Source organism: Frigidibacter sp. MR17.14 (assembly GCF_037095735.1).
Lineage (GTDB): Bacteria > Pseudomonadota > Alphaproteobacteria > Rhodobacterales > Rhodobacteraceae > Frigidibacter.
Map to the genome: position 1 here is coordinate 1 of NZ_JBAWKD010000026.1, position 16,296 is coordinate 16,296.

General features: G+C 67.8%; 13 protein-coding genes. 9 read left to right on the plus strand and 4 right to left on the minus strand.

Features of this window, described 5'->3' with window-relative positions; genetic code table 11:
- Positions 1-301: hypothetical protein (locus tag V8J36_RS22315; RefSeq protein WP_336469525.1), on the plus strand; the 301-nt coding region annotated here is incomplete at its 5' end.
- A gap of 393 nt (positions 302-694) precedes the next feature.
- Here the strand turns inward: V8J36_RS22315 and V8J36_RS22320 are convergent.
- From V8J36_RS22320 to V8J36_RS22330, 3 genes are all read right to left on the minus strand, one after another.
- Positions 695-1,291, minus strand: coding sequence for a uracil-DNA glycosylase family protein (locus tag V8J36_RS22320; protein ID WP_336469526.1), 597 nt, complete (start codon positions 1,289-1,291; stop codon positions 695-697).
- Positions 1,292-1,337: 46 nt separating this feature from the next.
- On the minus strand, positions 1,338-3,416 hold the full coding sequence (locus tag V8J36_RS22325) for a TRAP transporter permease (RefSeq protein ID WP_336469527.1): 2,079 nt from the start codon (positions 3,414-3,416) through the stop codon (positions 1,338-1,340).
- An 81-nt stretch (positions 3,417-3,497) separates the two neighbouring features.
- Positions 3,498-4,502, minus strand: a complete 1,005-nt coding sequence (locus V8J36_RS22330; protein WP_336469528.1) for a TAXI family TRAP transporter solute-binding subunit — start codon at positions 4,500-4,502, stop codon at positions 3,498-3,500.
- Positions 4,503-4,584: 82 nt separating this feature from the next.
- On the opposite strand from V8J36_RS22330, the gene V8J36_RS22335 reads away from it, so the two are divergent.
- From V8J36_RS22335 to V8J36_RS22360, 6 genes are all read left to right on the plus strand, one after another.
- Complete coding sequence (locus V8J36_RS22335; protein ID WP_336469529.1) at positions 4,585-4,866, plus strand: ester cyclase; 282 nt, start codon at positions 4,585-4,587, stop codon at positions 4,864-4,866.
- Between the two features lie 77 nt (positions 4,867-4,943).
- A complete protein-coding gene (ku, locus tag V8J36_RS22340) occupies positions 4,944-5,873 on the plus strand; it encodes a non-homologous end joining protein Ku (RefSeq protein ID WP_336469530.1) in 930 nt (309 codons plus the stop codon).
- Positions 5,873-8,431: a DNA ligase D gene (gene ligD / locus V8J36_RS22345; protein WP_336469531.1), complete on the plus strand. Its 2,559-nt coding sequence runs from the start codon at positions 5,873-5,875 to the stop codon at positions 8,429-8,431. The genes ku and ligD overlap by 1 nt, the downstream gene beginning before the upstream one ends.
- An 8-nt stretch (positions 8,432-8,439) precedes the next feature.
- Positions 8,440-9,744, plus strand: a complete 1,305-nt coding sequence (locus tag V8J36_RS22350) for a PQQ-dependent sugar dehydrogenase (RefSeq protein WP_336469532.1) — start codon at positions 8,440-8,442, stop codon at positions 9,742-9,744.
- Positions 9,745-9,795: 51 nt separating this feature from the next.
- Positions 9,796-10,155 carry a DUF2934 domain-containing protein gene (locus V8J36_RS22355; protein WP_336469533.1) on the plus strand — a complete coding sequence of 120 codons (360 nt, stop codon included), beginning with the start codon at positions 9,796-9,798 and terminating at the stop codon, positions 10,153-10,155.
- Positions 10,156-10,339: 184 nt separating this feature from the next.
- Positions 10,340-10,498 (plus strand): hypothetical protein, encoded by a 159-nt coding sequence (locus V8J36_RS22360; protein WP_336469534.1) that lies wholly within the window; start codon positions 10,340-10,342, stop codon positions 10,496-10,498.
- A gap of 339 nt (positions 10,499-10,837) precedes the next feature.
- Here V8J36_RS22360 and V8J36_RS22365 read toward each other — a convergent pair whose 3' ends face one another.
- Positions 10,838-12,661, minus strand: a complete 1,824-nt coding sequence (locus V8J36_RS22365; RefSeq protein ID WP_336469535.1) for a sigma-54-dependent Fis family transcriptional regulator — start codon at positions 12,659-12,661, stop codon at positions 10,838-10,840.
- A gap of 276 nt (positions 12,662-12,937) precedes the next feature.
- Here V8J36_RS22365 and V8J36_RS22370 point away from each other — a divergent pair, with 276 nt between their 5' ends.
- Positions 12,938-14,008 (plus strand): 2,3-butanediol dehydrogenase, encoded by a 1,071-nt coding sequence (locus tag V8J36_RS22370; RefSeq protein ID WP_336469536.1) that lies wholly within the window; start codon positions 12,938-12,940, stop codon positions 14,006-14,008.
- Positions 14,009-14,088: 80 nt separating this feature from the next.
- Entirely contained in the window at positions 14,089-15,891 is a 1,803-nt protein-coding gene (locus V8J36_RS22375; RefSeq protein WP_336469537.1) for a flavin-containing monooxygenase, read from the plus strand.
- The last annotated feature ends 405 nt before the right edge of the window (positions 15,892-16,296 follow it).

Sequence of the window (16,296 nt, forward strand, 5' to 3'; positions counted from 1 at the left end):
ATGGAGATGGTCGCAACTTGAGGCCGGATACATGTCAGCACCCGACACCGCGCAAAACAGCTCTGAGGACCCTCTTGCGCAAGGGGCGGTTATACATGTTGTGCTAATCGGCTACAGGCCGATCTGCCCCTTTCCCGCTCAGTCTTCAGCCCACGGCAATGATCTCGGCGGTGCCGAGGGTGTTGTATCTGTTCATGATGGCGGGCTCGCCGCCGTGGCGCAGGCAAACAAGACCGCACGGATCGCTTGGGCGGGCGGTATGACCCGCGGCACGGTCTATACTGTTCCAGAAGCAGCCTGAGACGGAATGGCCTCGTCGGATACCAGTACGACGCGGCGTAGGACGCAAGTGAAGAACGTGATGAGCAACCGGCGGTGCCGGGGATCGATCAAGCCCACGGGGACCAGGCGCTTCAGAGCGCGCTGAGGTGATTTGGGAGCCGATCCGCGGAATTCATCAGGGCCAGCGGCATAGCCCGCGCGAAAAGGCCGGACACATGGATGCACTCCTGCCGCGGAAACATCACGATTTGACGCTTGCCTCGGAGGGGCCGTCCACACATGGTCCCCGGAAACCGGACATCTTGCTAAGCTTGCCGCCAACGATGACGAGGACGAACAGCGTGGCTGGCAAACGAAAGAACTGCGGCGCGGAGTTCAAGGGGAAGGCGGCCCTTGAGGCCATCCGGGGCGATCACCCGCCAGGCAACGCGCCGTCGATCTGAGCACGTAGGCTCGGTAGGACGCGGCCCTCAAACCAAGGATTGCGGCTCATCCAGGACGTCGTGCGCCAAGACGGATGCGGCAACGGGAAGAAGCGAGGCAGAAATTGCTCGAAGTTCTTGACACGCTCGGTCATTTGACCGCGGCCGAGGTAGTGGTTTTGAGCGTGGATGCCGACGAGCAGTGTCAATCTGATGTTTGAGAGATACTCTTCCACGCGTGTGCGCCAAAGTAGAGCGCATTCCGGTCGCGGTGGCGCATCGCCGGCCCCGCCGCGACCGGGATAGCAGAACCCCATGGCTGCGATGGCAAACACTGTCGGATCGTAGAACAGCTCACGCGAAACGTTCAGCCAATCGCGAAGGCGAGCGCCCGAGGCATCGTCGAATGTGATGCCGGTCGCGTGCGCTATTCTGCCGGGAGCTTGGCTGACAATCAAAATCCTGGCGGTCGGTGAAAGTTGAACCAGAGGACGCGGCTCGAAGGGCAGCAGTCCGGCGCATGCCCTGCACGATCGAATTTCCGTAGGTAGGTCCACACACTCACCCAATTTCTTCGGCGCGTTCAAGGATCGACCCGGCATCACGCCTTGGCGCCAACTCGGGGTGCCTACGCTATGCCACCTTATCCGGCCTTGCGACGAGTTGGCGAACCGCGACCGGCAGGATCGCTATGACACCTACGACCGTCACCATCAGGTCTGGGGCGATTAGCATCAAGGCGGCCAGCGCCAGCATCAATCGCTCCCACAGCCTCAATGGCCCCCAAAGCCACCCGGTGACCGCTGCGGCGAGCACCCAGATGCCGGTGACTGCCCCGAAAAGCGCGAGTGCGAAGGCGCCCCAGGTGAAGCCGTCGGTTACCAGCAGCAGCGCCGGCTGGAAGGCGAAGACGAATGGCACCAGCACCTTGCCCATGCCCAGCCGGAAGGCGGTGTTCCCGGCCTTGAAGGCATTGGCGCCGGCGATGCCGGCGGCGGCATAGGCGGCCATCGCGACGGGGGGCGTGATGTCGGCGAGCACCCCGTAGTAGAAGACGAAGAAATGCGCGACGATCGGCTGGACCTGCAGCATCCCCAGCACGGGGGCCGCGACCGCTACCATGATGATGTAGTTCGCCGTCGTCGGGATGCCGCAGCCCATCAGGATGCACACCACCGCCGTCAGGATCAGCGTGAACAGCAGCGTCAGGGTCGCCACGCTCATCACCTCGAACGGCAGGAACGCCAGCGCGCCCGAGACGCCCTCCGCCCAGCCCGCGGCGACACTGGTCACCATGTAGGCGATCTTGAAGCCGACGCCGGTCAGCGTCACCACCCCGATCACCACGCCGACCAGCGCCGCGGCTGCCGTCACCGACAGCGACTGCTTCGCACCGAGGATGAAGCCGTCCCAGATCCCGCGCGCCGCTTCTGCGATCCCCCGCGCCACCCCGTTCGCCATCACCTGCTGGATCACCAGCACCGCGATGCAGGCGGTGATCGCCCAGAAGGCGGCGGCAAAGGGCGTGCGGCCCGACAGCAGGATCACGACCAGCAGGATCAGCGGGATGGTGGACAGCCAGCCTTCCTTCAGAACCTTCCAGGCATTGGGCAGCTCTTCCCGGCTCAGGCCGCGCAGGCCGAGCCGCCGCGCCTCGAGATGCACCTGCACCAGCACGCCGAAGAAATGCATGAACGCAGGCACCAGCGCCGCGGTCAGGATCGTGGTCAGCGGCACGCCGAGATATTCGATCATCAGGAAGGCCACGGCCCCCATCACCGGCGGCGTGATCTGCCCCCCGGTCGAGGCGGCGGCCTCGACGGCGGCGGCGAAATGGCGCGGATAGCCGATGCGGATCATCGCCGGGATCGTCAGCGCGCCGGTCGTCACCGTGTTCGCGATCGACGAGCCCGATATCGAGCCCAGCATCGCCGACGAGATCACCGACACCTTCGCCGGGCCGCCCGCATAGCGCCCGGCAAGGGCCGAGGCCACGTCGATGAACAGCTGCCCCAGCCCGATCCGCTGCGCCATCACCCCGAACAGCACGAAGTGGAACACGTAGGTCGCGATCACCCCCAAAGCGGTGCCGTAGATCCCCTGCGAGGTCAGGTACAGGTGATTGACGATGTTCGACCAGCTCGCCCCCGGATGGACGAGGATGCCGGGCATCGACTGCCCGAAATAGGCATAGGCGATGAAGAGGCACGCGATCACCGGCAACGGCCAGCCCATCGAGCGGCGCACCGCCTCGAGCAACACCACGATCAGCACCGTGCCCATGATCACGTCGATCGGCAACGGGTTCCCGACGCGGAACGCGAGATCGTCATAGATCCAAGGCACGTAGAAGGCCGCGACCGTGCCGGCGATGGCCAGCACCCAGTCGATCAGCGGCAGGCCGAAGGGCGCGAGCGGCCCGGGCGGCACCTCGCGCCGGCCGAAGGCGGAAAAGCTCAGGAAGGTCAGCGCCAGCGTCGCCGCCAGATGGCCGCCGCGGTGCACCACCGCCTGCGGAATCCCGAAGCCCGCCGTGTAGAAGTGATAGCAGGACAGGCCGAACAGGATCAGCGCGGCCAGCAGGCTCAGCGGAAACGCCAGCGTGCGGAAGCGCAGCTCGGGGTCGAACTTCTCCTCCAGCGCCTGCAGCTCCTCGGCCGACAGGCTGCGGATCTCCTCGCCGCCGGGGACAGGGGTCTCTTGTACGGCCATCGCAGCGCGCTCCGTTCGTCAGGTGCGAAAAAAGGCGTGAGGAGAGCCTCCCCCGCGCCGCAACAGCTCATCGGCCGCCGATCACTCGATCAGGCCGGCTTCCTTGTAGAACTTCTCGGCACCCGGATGCAGCGGGATGCCAAGGCCCTTCACCGCGTTCTCCTTGGTGATGACCTTGCCCTTGGCGTGGCCCGAGTCGAGCAGCTTGCGCGTCGAGTCGTTCCACATCGCCTTGGTGATCCCGTAGATCAGCTCTTCGGGCTGATCGGCCGAGGTGATCCACTGCGCGCCCACCGCCAGCGTCGGCGTGTCCTCGGCAACGTTGTCGTAGGTGCCACCGGGAACCGTGTCCTCGGCGAAGAAGCCGTAATTGTCGCAGATCGACGGCGCTTCGGTGCAGTTGATCGGCACCAGAGTGATCTCGTGCTGGCTGGCCAGTTCGGCGATCGCGCCGGCCGGATAGCCGCCGACGAAGAAGAAGGCGTCCATCGCTCCGTCGCGCATGCGGTCGGCCGCCTGGTCGGGCTTGAGGTTCTCGACCGTGATGTCGCCTTCCGACAGCCCGTAGCCTTCGAGGATGATCTTCGCGTCGACCAGCGTGCCCGAGCCGGGCTCGTCGATCGAGACGCGCTTGCCCTTGAGGTCGGCGACCGATTTCACGCCCGATGCCGCCGATGCCACCAAATGGATCGATTCCGGGTAGAGGTTGGCAATGGCGCGCAGCTTGTCGACCTTGGGTTTCCCGTCCCAGATGCCGGTGCCCTCATAGGCCCAGCTCGCGACGTCCGACTGCGCGAAGCCGGATTCAAGCGTGCCGCCGGCGATGGCGTTGACGTTGGCGACCGAGCCATTCGAGGCGAGCGCCGAGGCCACGAGGCCCGGGACGCCGCACGATCCGCCCGCGTCGCAGGCGCGCGAGCCCGGCGGGTTCGAGATCGCGTTCGCGATCAGGCCACCGATCGGATAGTAGGTGCCGGCCGTGCCACCGGTGCCGATGCGGAAGAAGCTCATCTGCTGCGCCGAAGCGCCAGTGGCGATCAGTCCCGCGACGAGCGCGGCGCCCACGATGGCTTTCGAGTAGGCCATGTTCATATCTCCCTGAATATCGTGTAATTCTTGCAAGTCATTGGCGTGCATATGACAGGCAGGTTACGCGTGCTGTTCCGCCATGCGCAAGCTTCTTGGACATCGACCGAGATCCGCGCTGGAGCGCGACGTTGCCGCGATCCCTGAGCCAAGGTGCACGGTTGCGCTTCTCTGGTCCGAGCCACTCGACGTGACCTGCCGCTTAAACCTCGCCTATGAGCTCGTCGGCACGCTGTTCGGTCTTTGCGTCAACGGGCAGCGGGTGCGGTTCGACGAGACTACCTTCTACCGCCTCGCCCCCGAAAAGCTCGTCGAGCTGCGCTCCGTCATCGACAAGGCCGCGATCGCCGGGCAGCTCGCCTGACGGCGGCCCTGACGTCGCGGCGCAACCATTCCGGGGCTCACAGCGTTTCCGCTCAGTCCTGATGGAGGAGCGAGGTCATGGCATCGCGTGCGGTCTGGAAGGGACAGATGCGTCTGTCGCTGGTGTCGATCCCGGTCGAGGTGCATCCGGCGGTGAAATCAGGTGCGCGGCTGTCGTTCCGCCAGATCCACGGCCCCTCGGGCAAGCCCGTGCGATACGAAAAGACGGTGCCCGGCATCGGTCCCGTCAAGACCGCCGACATCCTGAAGGGCTACGAACTTGGCAAGGACGAATACCTGCTGATCGATCCCGACGAGGTCGATGAGATCCGGCTGGAAACCAAGAAGACCTTCGAGCTGGTGCAATTCGTCGAGGAGCGCGAGATACCGCCGCTCTACTACGACAAGCCCTATTACGTCGTGCCGACCGACGATCTGGCGGAGGACGCCTATCGCGTGGTGCGCGATGCGCTGCGTCAGGCGGGCAAGGTGGGGCTCGGGCAGCTGACGATGCGCGGCAAGGAATATCTTTGCGCAGTCAGGCCCTGCGGGGACGGACTGCTACTCGAGACGCTCCACTACGCGGACGAGATCCGCAATGCCGAGCCGCTGTTCTCGGGCATCGAGGATGATCCTGCCGACGACGAACTGCTTGCGGTCGCGACCCAGCTGATCGAGCGCAAGTCTGCGCCGTTCGACGCCAAGGCCTTCGAGGATCACTACGATACCGCCCTCAGGGGCCTGATCGAGGCGAAGCGCAAGAACCGCAAGACGCCGCGCGTGCAGACGGGGGACGAGCCCTCGCGACCGAAGGGCACGAATGTCGTCGACTTGATGGAGGCGCTGCGCGACAGTCTGAAGGCGGGCGAGGGCGGTTCGAAATCTGGCGCGCGCGGCGCGTCCGCGCGCGGGGCAGGCTCAAAGTCCGGCGCTGGCCGCGCGACATCGAAATCCACCGCCAAACCCTCTGCGAAATCCGCGCCGAAGTCGCCCCGCAAGTCCGCCTGATGGATCGGCTGGCGCGCTACAACGAGCGTCGGGACTTCTGGTCGACCGCCGAGCCGAGCGGGGTCGAGGCGCGCTCGGGCGTCGCCCTGCGTTACGGGATCCAGATGCACGCGGCCTCGCGACTGCACTGGGACCTGCGGCTGGAATGGCAAGGTGTATTGCTGAGCTGGGCGGTCACGCGTGGGCCGTCAAATGACCCCGCAGACAAGCGCCTATCGGTCCGGACCGAGGATCACCCCGTGGATTACCTCGGGTTCGAAGGCACGATCCCGCAGAAGGAGTATGGCGGCGGCACCGCGATGCTGTGGGACACCGGCTGGTGGCAACCGTTCCACGACGTCGATGACGGATTGCGCAAGGGCCACCTGCACTTCGCGCTTCACGGCCGGCGCGCGACGGGCGGCTGGTCGCTGGTCCGCCTGAAGGGCAAGGGCGAGGCAGCCGAGAACTGGCTTCTGGTCAAGGACCGCGATCCCGCGGCGGTGACGGGCGGCACGCAGTTGGCTGAACGCTTCGACCGCTCGGTCCTGTCCAACCGCAGCCTGTCCGAGATCGCCCGCCGTGCGGCTCCGCGCGCCTTCGGTCCCGCCCGGCGCCGCGCCACCCCGCGGTTCCGTGCCGTCCAGCTGGCAGAGCTGCAGGACGCCCCGCCCGAGGGAGAAGGTTGGCAGCACGAGATCAAGCTCGATGGCTACCGGGCGCAGATCGCGCTGGGCAGGGGCGGGGTGCGGATCCGCACCCGCAACGGCCACGACTGGACCGACCGCTTTGCCGAACTCGTTCCGCCGCTGGCAGAGCTGCCCTGTGACGGGGCGTTGATCGATGGCGAGATCGTCGCGGGTGCAGGGCTCGAGGGTTTCGGCGCGCTGCAGGACGCGATTAAGACGGGCGGCCCGTTCCGTTTCGTGGCCTTCGACCTTCTGGCCCTCGACGGGCAGGATCNTGGCGAGATCGTCGCGGGTGCAGGGCTCGAGGGTTTCGGCGCGCTGCAGGACGCGATTAAGACGGGCGGCCCGTTCCGTTTCGTGGCCTTCGACCTTCTGGCCCTCGACGGGCAGGATCTGGCCGACCAGCCGCTGTCCGCGCGGCGCATGGCGCTCGAGGCGCTGTTCGCCGGCCAGCCCGCGCGCGGCCTGCTGCGGCTCTCGCCCGTGATCGACGACGATGCCGCCGGCGCGCTCGCGACGGTCTGCGACGCGGGGGGCGAGGGGCTGGTGTCGAAGCGGCTCGACGCGCCCTATCGCCCCGGACGCGGGCCTGCCTGGGTCAAGGCGAAATGCGTGCGCCGGGCCGAATTTCTGATCTGCGGCTGGCAACCCTCTGACCGGCGCGGGCGGCCCTTCGCCTCGCTGCTGCTGGCGAACCATGAGGCGCGGCACCTGATCTATCGCGGCAAGGTCGGGACCGGTTTCGACGAGGCGATGATGGCCGAGCTCGTTGCCGCGATGAACCCACTCGCGCGGAAGACCTCACCGCTGGCCGAGGCGCCGCCCGAGACGCGGGGCGCGCGCTGGATCAGGCCCGTGCTGGTGGCCGAGATCGCCCATGCCGAGGTCACGCGTGACGGCCGGCTGCGGCACGCGCGTTTCGTGGCGCTGCGCGAGGACAAGCGGCCTGCCGAGGTGGCGATGGATGCCCAAGTGGAGGTGGAGATGGCGCGCGGCGACCGGGTGACGGTGGCGGGGATCGGCATCAGCCATCCTGACCGGGTGATTTTCCCGAAGCCGAAACGCACCAAGCTCGACCTCGCGCGCTATTGCGACGAGATGGCGGACCGGCTGCTGCCGGTGCTTGCCGAACGGCCGCTTTCGCTGTTGCGACTGCCCGAGGGCCTGGAGGGCGAGCAATTCTTTCAGAAGCATGCGGGCAAAGGCTTCCCGCAGGCGATCCGGTCGGTGCCGATCCCAGAAAGCGACGGCAAGACGGCGGACTACATGTCTGTCACCGATACCGCGGGCCTGGTGGCCGCGGTGCAGATGGGCACAGTCGAATTCCATCCCTGGGCCGCGCGGCGCGACCGGCTCGACCGGCCCGAGCGGCTGGTCTTCGACCTCGACCCCGACGAGGGGCTGGGGTTCGCCGCCGTTCGCCGCGGGGCGTTCGAGCTGCGCGATCGGCTCGACGCCGTGGGACTTGCTGCCTATCCGATGGTCTCGGGCGGCAAGGGGATCCATGTGATCGTGCCGCTGAAGCGCACGGTCGGCTGGGACAGCACGAAGATTTTCGCCCAGCTTCTGGCCACTGTGATGAGCGAGGCCGCGCCCGAGCGTTACACGGCCACGATGTCGAAGGCGGCGCGCAAGGGGCGCATCTTCATCGACTGGCTGCGCAACGAGCGCGGGGCGACGGCGATCGCGCCCTTCTCTGTCCGTGCCCGGCCAGGGGCGCCGGTCGCCGTGCCGCTGGCCTGGGACGAGCTGTCGCGCCTGCGCCGCGCCGACGGCTTCGACATGGCCCGCGCCCGCGAACGGGACTGGTCGGATCTCGCAGTTCCGCCGCCGCAGGTGCTGAACCGGCGCGTGCTCGATGCCTTGCAGGATCAGAAGGGGGACGAGTGATGGGACGGATGGCGAGGACGGCTCTCGGAGGCCTTTGCGCGGCGGCGCTTCTGGCAGGTTGCGGCGGAGGCACGCGCGACATGGCCGGGCAGGAGACCGGCGCGCGTCCCGCGCTGCCCGCCCCCACACGTGCCGCCCTGCCGACGCTGAACATCGCGCCCGCGACCGGCTGGCCCGCAGGAGAGGCGCCGCGCCCCGCCGCAGGGCTTGAGGTTCAGGCCTTTGCCACCGGCCTCGACCACCCCCGCTGGCTGCATGTCCTGCCGAACGGCGACGTGCTTGTCGCCGAGAGCAACAAGCAGCCGTCGGCTCCGAAAGGCCTGCGCGGCCTGGTGCAGAAACAGGTGATGCGACTTGCCGGGGCGGAGGTCCCGAGCGCCGATCGCATCAGCCTCTTGCGGGACACCGATGGCGACGGGGTGGCCGACCAGCGCTCGGTGCTTCTCGCGGGTCTCACCTCGCCCTTCGGCATGGCGCTGGCGGGTGAGCGGCTTTACGTCGCCGAGACGGACGCTTTGACGGTCTTCCCTTACCACCCGGGCCAGACGCGGATCACGGACCCCGGCCGCCGGGTGCGGGCGCTGCCCGCGAACGGCCCGAACCACCACTGGACGAAGGGGCTGATCGCCGCGCCGGATGGCACGCTTTTCGTCTCGGTCGGGTCCAACAGCGATCATGGCGAGGCTGGAGAACGGGCCGAGACGTCCCGAGCGGCGATCTGGCGCGTCGATCCCGCCCGGGACCGGGCCGAGGTCTATGCCAGCGGCATCCGCAACCCGGTCGGCCTGGCGATCGAGCCGCGGACCGGGCAGCTCTGGACCGTCGCCAACGAGCGTGACGAGCTTGGCGACCAGTTGGTGCCCGATTATTTGACCTCGGTCCGCAAGGGGCAGAGCTTTGGCTGGCCTTGGGTCTACTACGGTGGCTCGCCCGATCCCCGTGTCGACTGGTCTTCAGGCCCGCCCGATGACGTCTCGCGCCCGGATTATGCGCTTGGGTCGCATGTCGCACCTCTGGGCCTCACCTTCGCCCATGGATCGGCGCTCGGCGCGCATTGGTCCGAGGGCGCCTTCATCGGTGAGCATGGATCCTGGAACCGCCGTCCGGCGGCCGGCTACGCGGTCGTCTTCGTTCCGTTCCGCAATGGACATCCTGCGGGGCCGCCGGTCGAGGTGCTGAGCGGTTTCCGGACAGAGACTGGCCTCGCCCGCGGGCGTCCGGCAGGGGTGGCGCTCACGCGCGACGGCGCGTTGCTGGTCGCCGACGATGTGGGCAACACGGTCTGGCGCGTCACATCGAAGGCAACCCGGTGACGATTGACTTTGCCGCCTGGAAATCATGAAGGCCGATTGGAGGAAACACCCATGGCGATCTCATCCAGATCCCGCGGCACGCCTGCGGCACCCAGTAAGCGTAGGCCGAAAGGCGGCACTGACGTCGATCTAGCCGCAGAGACGGGGCAGCCTTCCCGCTCGGACGACCCCGGGCGAGCGGCGCGCGTGGCCGAGCGGGCCCATGCGATCTGGGAGCGCGAAGGGCGCCCGGACGGGCAGCATGAGCATCATTGGCAGATGGCCGAGGCGGAGGACCGCGACATGACCACCAAGCCGTCCTTGCGTGACGACGGCGGCACGGCCAAGGTGCCCAGGACCACGACGGCCCGGCAGCCGAAGTCGTCGGGCGACACGGACCACGCCGCCGCGTCCGGTGATCCGACGCAGTAGGGCGGAGCGCACGGCGCCGTCGGTGCAGGGTCAGGTGGTCCGACGGATCGGACGCGCCGTCGAAGTCGTGACGGGTGTGCCCGACACCCGCCACGACCTCTCGGACCATCGCCCCACATATTCGGCAGAAGCAACATGTCTATCAAGTGGATGACCCCTTTTGGCTGCTCGACGCCTTTGATCGTTGCTGTCGCTCGCGGACAAGGTCTGGCAGCGCGCCTGTACCGAAGATCCACATCTCAGGGCCGGGCCGAGCGTGCATGACGGGCAGCTGACCTATGGCGCCGTCGCCCGGGCACTGGACCTGCCCTGCGTCAGCACGGACACGGTGCTGGCGGCCTGAGGATCTGCGCACGCCGCCCGTGGGGGCGTGCGCACCTGTCGCAAAGGCGGGCGGCGCTGCTGCGACGCCTCAGGATTGGGCCGCGCGGATCGGGTCGATTCAGTGCACCGTTTCGGGCGGTTCGAGGGGATCGACATCGGTGCTGTTTACCACCACCGCCCCGTTGTCCGCCCGTCCGAGCACGCAGTGCATCATGATCTCGGGCATGGCGAGCAGGTCACTGCCAAGGCACCGCTTGACCCGTGACCTGCGGAAGAATGACGACAGACAGTCGCGAGTCAAGGGCAACGCCATCCCAACGGCGCTTACCGTGGCGTTCGCAGAGAGCGTCCTGAGGGCTCAGTTGCGGGTCAGCCCGTGGCGGCGGATCTGGCGATGTACCGTGGAGCGGTCGAGCCCGAGCGCACGTGCCACGGCAGAGACGTTCCAGCGGTGCTCGACCAGCAGCCAGCGCAGGTGCTCGGCCTCGGCGGCGGCAGGCGGTGCGGCGGGCTCCGGCAGGTCGGCGGTGGTGATCGTCGTGTCGCCCGGGGCGCGACCGGCCGCGACGGACAGCGCGAGCGAGCCGAGGTCGTGCAGATTGCCCGGCCAGTCGAGCTGGGCGAGACGCGCCAGCGCCGCGGGGTCGAAGGCGACCGCCCCGCCGCAGGCGCGCGCGAAATGCTGCCGCACCAGATCGAGCCGGTCCTGCCGGTCGCGCAGCGAAGGCAGGGCCAGGTGCAGGGCGGTGATCCGCTGCAGCGGTGACGTGTCCGCGCCGCAGATGGCGATGACCCGCGCCCGCGACGGACGCTCGCGCAGACTGCCAAGCGGGCGGAAGCTGCCGTCGCGCAACAGGGGCAGCATCCGCGCCATCAGCCGCGGCGGCAGGTCCCCGATCCCGTCCAGAACCAGCGTCCCGCCGGCGGCCTGGTCGATCAGCCCCGGCTCGGACCTGCGCCGGTCGGCGCGGCCGAAGACCACGGCGGCCTCGTCGTCGGCCAGCGCGGCGCAGGGCACGGTGACGAGCGGCCCGCGCGAGCCCAAGTCATGGATCGCCTGCGCAAGTGTCGAGCGGCCGGTGCCCGGCTCTCCGCTGAGGATGAGGGGCATCCGCGTGTCGGCTGCGGCGGCGGCCTGTGCGAGCAGGCGCTGCATCGCGGGATCGTCTCCGGCAAGCGCGCGCAACCGGGGCGCAAGGCGCGGGCGCGTCATCGGACGGGCTGGCGGTCCGACGGGGCGCCGCGGTTCGATTGCATGGGCGAACAGGCGGATGCCGTCGCGGGTTTCCACCAGCCGGTCACGCGGCAGGCGCTGCCGTGTCAGGCCCTCGAGCGTGGTGAGATCCAGCGCGAAGATTTCCGACACATGCCGCCCGATCAGCTGCCCGTTCTGCCGCCAGTCGACGTGCAGCGCGCGGGCCATCAACTGCGCCGCGCCATGGGTCATGCCGATCACATGCCCCCCGGCATCGAGCCGCAGCGCGGCTTCCGGGTCCACGTCGAGGAAGTCGGGATTGCTGCCCAGCCGCAGCACCCAGTCGCTGCGGCTTTCGGCCATGATGTTCGCCATCTCGACCCGCCGCGCGGTCTGCCGCACGAGGTTCAGCGCCAGATGCTGGCTTTCGCGTGCGACGGGCGAGGACAGCAGCGAGATGTCGAGCACCGCGGTCAGACGCCCGCCGGTGTCGTAGATCGGTGCCGCGGTGCAGGATAGCGCGCCATGGGTCACGTCAAAATGGTCGCTTTGATGGATGATCAGCGCGTCGCCCGATTCGATGCAGGCGCCCAGCGCGCAGGTGCCCGCCCGCGCCTCTGACCATTCCCCGCCGAGATAGAGCCCCGCGCGGCGCAGGTCTGCCTTCTGCCGCTCTTCGCCCAGATACTCGACCGTGACCCCATCGCTGTCGGCCAGCATCAGCACGTAGTCCTGCCCGGCGACGAGCCGGTAGAGGTCGTCGATCCCGGTGCGCGCGATCGCGATCAGCTCTTCGCTGCGCTGGCGGTGAAGGCGCAGGCGGCTTTCGGGCAGGATGTAGGCCTCTGACCGGCGGGCGGGATCGAGCCCGTGCTTGGTCAGGCAGCGGTGCCAGCTTTCGGTCACGATCGGATCGCGCGGGCGCAGGGCGGCCGCGCCGCGCGACAGCGTCTCGATCTCGCGGATATGGTCGATCTCGGCCTGCATCGCGGCTCCTCCCGGCCCCTTGCCCAGGGACCCGTGCCTGCGGACCCCTGCGCCCGGGATCGTAGCCATCCGGTCCCCGGACCGGAACCCATACGTCTGTGAGGTGCAGCATCGCTGCCGCAGTGCGGCGAACCTGTGGCGCCCCCTGCAACAGGTGTGGCGCGTCGCGCCGCGGGGGCGGGGCGCAACCCGTTGGAATCGCTGATCACGCAATTCGTGTTTCGCCGGTGGCGACGCGCCGGGACAGGCTTGGGGAACGATGTGAGGAGACTTCCGATGAAAGCTTTGCGTTTCCATGCTGCCAAGGATCTGCGCGTGGAAGAGATCGATGCGATCCCGGCCCCGGGTCCCGGTCAGGTCGCGATCCGGAACCGGTTCGTGGGGATCTGCGGCACCGATCTGCATGAATATGCCTATGGCCCGATCTTCGTGCCCTCTGCGCCGCATCCCTTCACCAAGGCGGTGCTGCCGCAGGTGCTGGGCCATGAATTCGGCGGTGCGGTCACCGCGGTCGGCGCGGGCGTCAGCCATGTCGCGGTCGGCGACCGGGTGTCGGTGCAGCCGCTGATCATGCCGCGCTCGGGCGATTACTTCGCCGACCGCGGGCTGTTTCACCTGAGCGAAGATCTGGCGCTGGCCGGCCTCAGCTGGATTTCGGGCGGCATGGCCGAGACGGCGCTGCTGAACGACTACAACGTGGTGAAGATCCCCGACGCGATGAGCGACGAGGAAGCGGCGCTGGTCGAGCCGACCGCCGTCGCCGTCTATGCCTGCGACCGCGGCAAGATCACCGCCGGGCAGTCGGTGCTAGTCACCGGCGCGGGCCCGATCGGGATGCTGACGCTGCTCACCGCGAAGGCCTTCGGCGCGACGACGCTGTTCCTGTCGGACCTGAACGACACAAGGCTGGAGCTTGCCCGCCAGATCCTGCCCGGGGTCATCACCCTGAACCCCAAGCGCGACGACATCGGCGCCGCGATCCGCGCGCAGACCGAAGGCGGCGTTGGCTGCGACGTGGCGCTGGAATGCGTGGGCAACGAGAAGGCGCTGCAAAGCTGCCTCGACGCCGTGCGCAAGCAGGGAGTGATCGTGCAGGTCGGCCTGCATCCGGGCAATTCCGGGATCAACTGGCACAGTGCCACCTTCAAGGATGTCGATATCCGCGGCTCCTGGGCTTATCCGACGCATCTGTGGCCGCGGGTCATCGACCTGATCGCCACCGGGGCGATCCCGGCCATGAAGGTGGTCACCAAGAAGATCCGGCTCGAGGATGCGGTGGCCGAGGGCTTCGACGCGCTGCTCGACCCGGCCGGCACCCAGCTGAAGATCCTGATCGACCTGACATGACCTGACACCCCGTCGCGGCCCCGGCTTGGGAGGGCCGGACCGCAACGGCATCCATCCGTAGAGCCAGAGGGAGGAGACCCATGCTCGACACCACCCCGCGCGGCGCGCTGGCCGCGCTTGTCGCCGATTTCGAAAGCGCGCTGGTCGCGCAGGACGCAAGCACCGTTTCGGAGCTGTTCCTGGAAACCGGCTTCTGGCGCGACCTCGCCGCCTTCACCTGGAACCTCAAGACCTGCGAGGGCCGCGACCAGATCGCGGCGATGGCGGCCGCACAACTGCCGCAGATCGTGCCGAAGACCTTCGCGCTCGACCCTGGCGAAGAGGTCGGTCATGCTGATGGCGTGACCGAGGGCTGGGTGACGCTGGAAACCGCCACGGGCCGCGGCGTCGGCTACATCCGGATGAAGGAAGGCCGGATCTGGACGCTTCTCACCACGCTGCACGAGCTGAAGGGGCATGAAGAGCCGCGCAAGCTCAAGCGCCCGATGGGGGCCGAGCATGGCCATGACCCGAACCGGCAGAGCTGGACGGAAAAGCGGATCTCCGAGGCCGAAAGCCTCGGCTATACCGAGCAGCCCTATGTGCTGGTGATCGGCGGCGGGCAGGGCGGCATCGCGCTGGGCGCGCGGCTGCGCCAGCTGTCGGTGCCCACGATCGTGATCGACAAGCATCCCCGGCCCGGCGACCAGTGGCGCAACCGCTACAAGTCGCTCTGCCTGCACGACCCGGTCTGGTACGACCACCTTCCCTACATCCCGTTCCCCGACAACTGGCCGGTCTTCGCGCCCAAGGACAAGGTCGGGGACTGGCTTGAGATGTACACGAAGGTGATGGAGCTGAACTACTGGTCCTCGACCGAGGCGAAATCGGCGACCTATGACGAGGCGAAGGGCGAATGGCGCGTCGTGGTGATGCGCGAGGGGCAGGAAGTGGTGCTGCGCCCCAGACAGCTGGTCTTCGCGACCGGCATGTCGGGCAAGGCCAATGTGCCGAGGTTCGAGGGACAGGACATCTTCCGCGGCGAGCAGCAGCATTCGTCGCAGCACCCGGGACCGGACGCCTATCGCGGCAAGAAGGTGGTGGTGATCGGTGCCAACAACTCGGCCCATGACATCTGCGCCGCGCTGTGGGAGGGCGGGGCCGATGTGACGATGGTGCAGCGCAGCAGCACCCATATCGTTAAGTCGGACAGCCTGATGGAGGTCTGCCTTGGCGGGCTCTATTCCGAACAGGCGGTGGCGAACGGCATCAGCCATGACAAGGCCGACATGATCTTCGCCTCGATCCCCTACCGGATCATGCATGAATGGCACGTGCCCCAGTATGACGAGATCAAGGTGCGGGACGCGGCCTTCTACAAGGCGCTCGAGGATCGGGGATTCCTGCTGGACTTCGGCGCCGACGAGAGCGGGCTGTTCATGAAATACCTGCGCCGCGGCTCTGGCTACTACATCGATGTCGGCGCCTGCGATCTGGTCATCGACGGCTCGATCAAGCTGGTTTCTGGCAAGGGGATCGCGCGGCTTTCGGAAACCGGGGTCGTTCTGGCCGACGGGACCGAGCTGCCGGCCGATCTGGTGGTCTATGCGACCGGCTATGGCTCGATGAACGGCTGGGTCGCGGATCTGGTCAGCCCCGAGGTCGCAGACAAGGTCGGCAAGTGCTGGGGTCTGGGATCGGCCACGCCGAAGGACCCAGGCCCCTGGGAGGGAGAGCAGCGCAACATGTGGAAGCCGACCATGCAGGAGGGGCTGTGGTTCCACGGCGGCAACCTGCACCAGTCGCGGCATTACTCGCGCTATCTCTCGCTCCAGCTCAAGGCCCGCTACGAGGGGATCGCTACGCCAGTCTGGGGGCTGGACGCGCCGCATCACCTGAACTGACGTCGCGGTCGAGGGGACCGGGCGGCGGCGTCGCTGCCCGGGGCCTCGGCATCTTGGGCCCTGACACCCGGGCATGGGACGGCGTCGTCCGCTGGGCCAGAGGCTGCAGAGGGCGATGGCCACTCGCTCGCGAGTGCGGGCTGGCCGCTTCCTTGCGCAACACCGACGACACCAGCGCGGCCAGCCTATCGTGGCCCTTCCGGACGTCGATGGCCTTAGCCACGACCAAGATCCGCATTTGACTGGAGGATCGTGCGCCGGCCGTCAGGGCGCGCCCAACCGACGCGATCCGATCAGCCGAGGCTGTGGTTTCACGCTGAAGGGCGACTTGGTCGCTGGCGAGGTTAGGGCAGGGCGGTGTCACCTTCCATGAGTTTGTCGCGGAAGACCTCGGCGGGTGTTCGA

Bases quoted from the DNA above. Each gene is read 5' to 3' on its own strand.
- V8J36_RS22325 (WP_336469527.1), bottom strand. From the start codon at position 3,416: ATGGCCGTACAAGAGACCCCTGTCCCCGGCGGCGAGGAGATCCGCAGC.
- V8J36_RS22330 (WP_336469528.1), bottom strand. From the start codon at position 4,502: ATGGCCTACTCGAAAGCCATCGTGGGCGCCGCGCTCGTCGCGGGACTG.
- V8J36_RS22335 (WP_336469529.1), top strand. From the start codon at position 4,585: ATGCGCAAGCTTCTTGGACATCGACCGAGATCCGCGCTGGAGCGCGAC.
- ku (WP_336469530.1), top strand. From the start codon at position 4,944: ATGGCATCGCGTGCGGTCTGGAAGGGACAGATGCGTCTGTCGCTGGTG.
- V8J36_RS22350 (WP_336469532.1), top strand. From the start codon at position 8,440: ATGGCGAGGACGGCTCTCGGAGGCCTTTGCGCGGCGGCGCTTCTGGCA.
- V8J36_RS22355 (WP_336469533.1), top strand. From the start codon at position 9,796: ATGGCGATCTCATCCAGATCCCGCGGCACGCCTGCGGCACCCAGTAAG.
- V8J36_RS22365 (WP_336469535.1), bottom strand. From the start codon at position 12,661: ATGCAGGCCGAGATCGACCATATCCGCGAGATCGAGACGCTGTCGCGC.
- V8J36_RS22370 (WP_336469536.1), top strand. From the start codon at position 12,938: ATGAAAGCTTTGCGTTTCCATGCTGCCAAGGATCTGCGCGTGGAAGAG.
- V8J36_RS22375 (WP_336469537.1), top strand. From the start codon at position 14,089: ATGCTCGACACCACCCCGCGCGGCGCGCTGGCCGCGCTTGTCGCCGAT.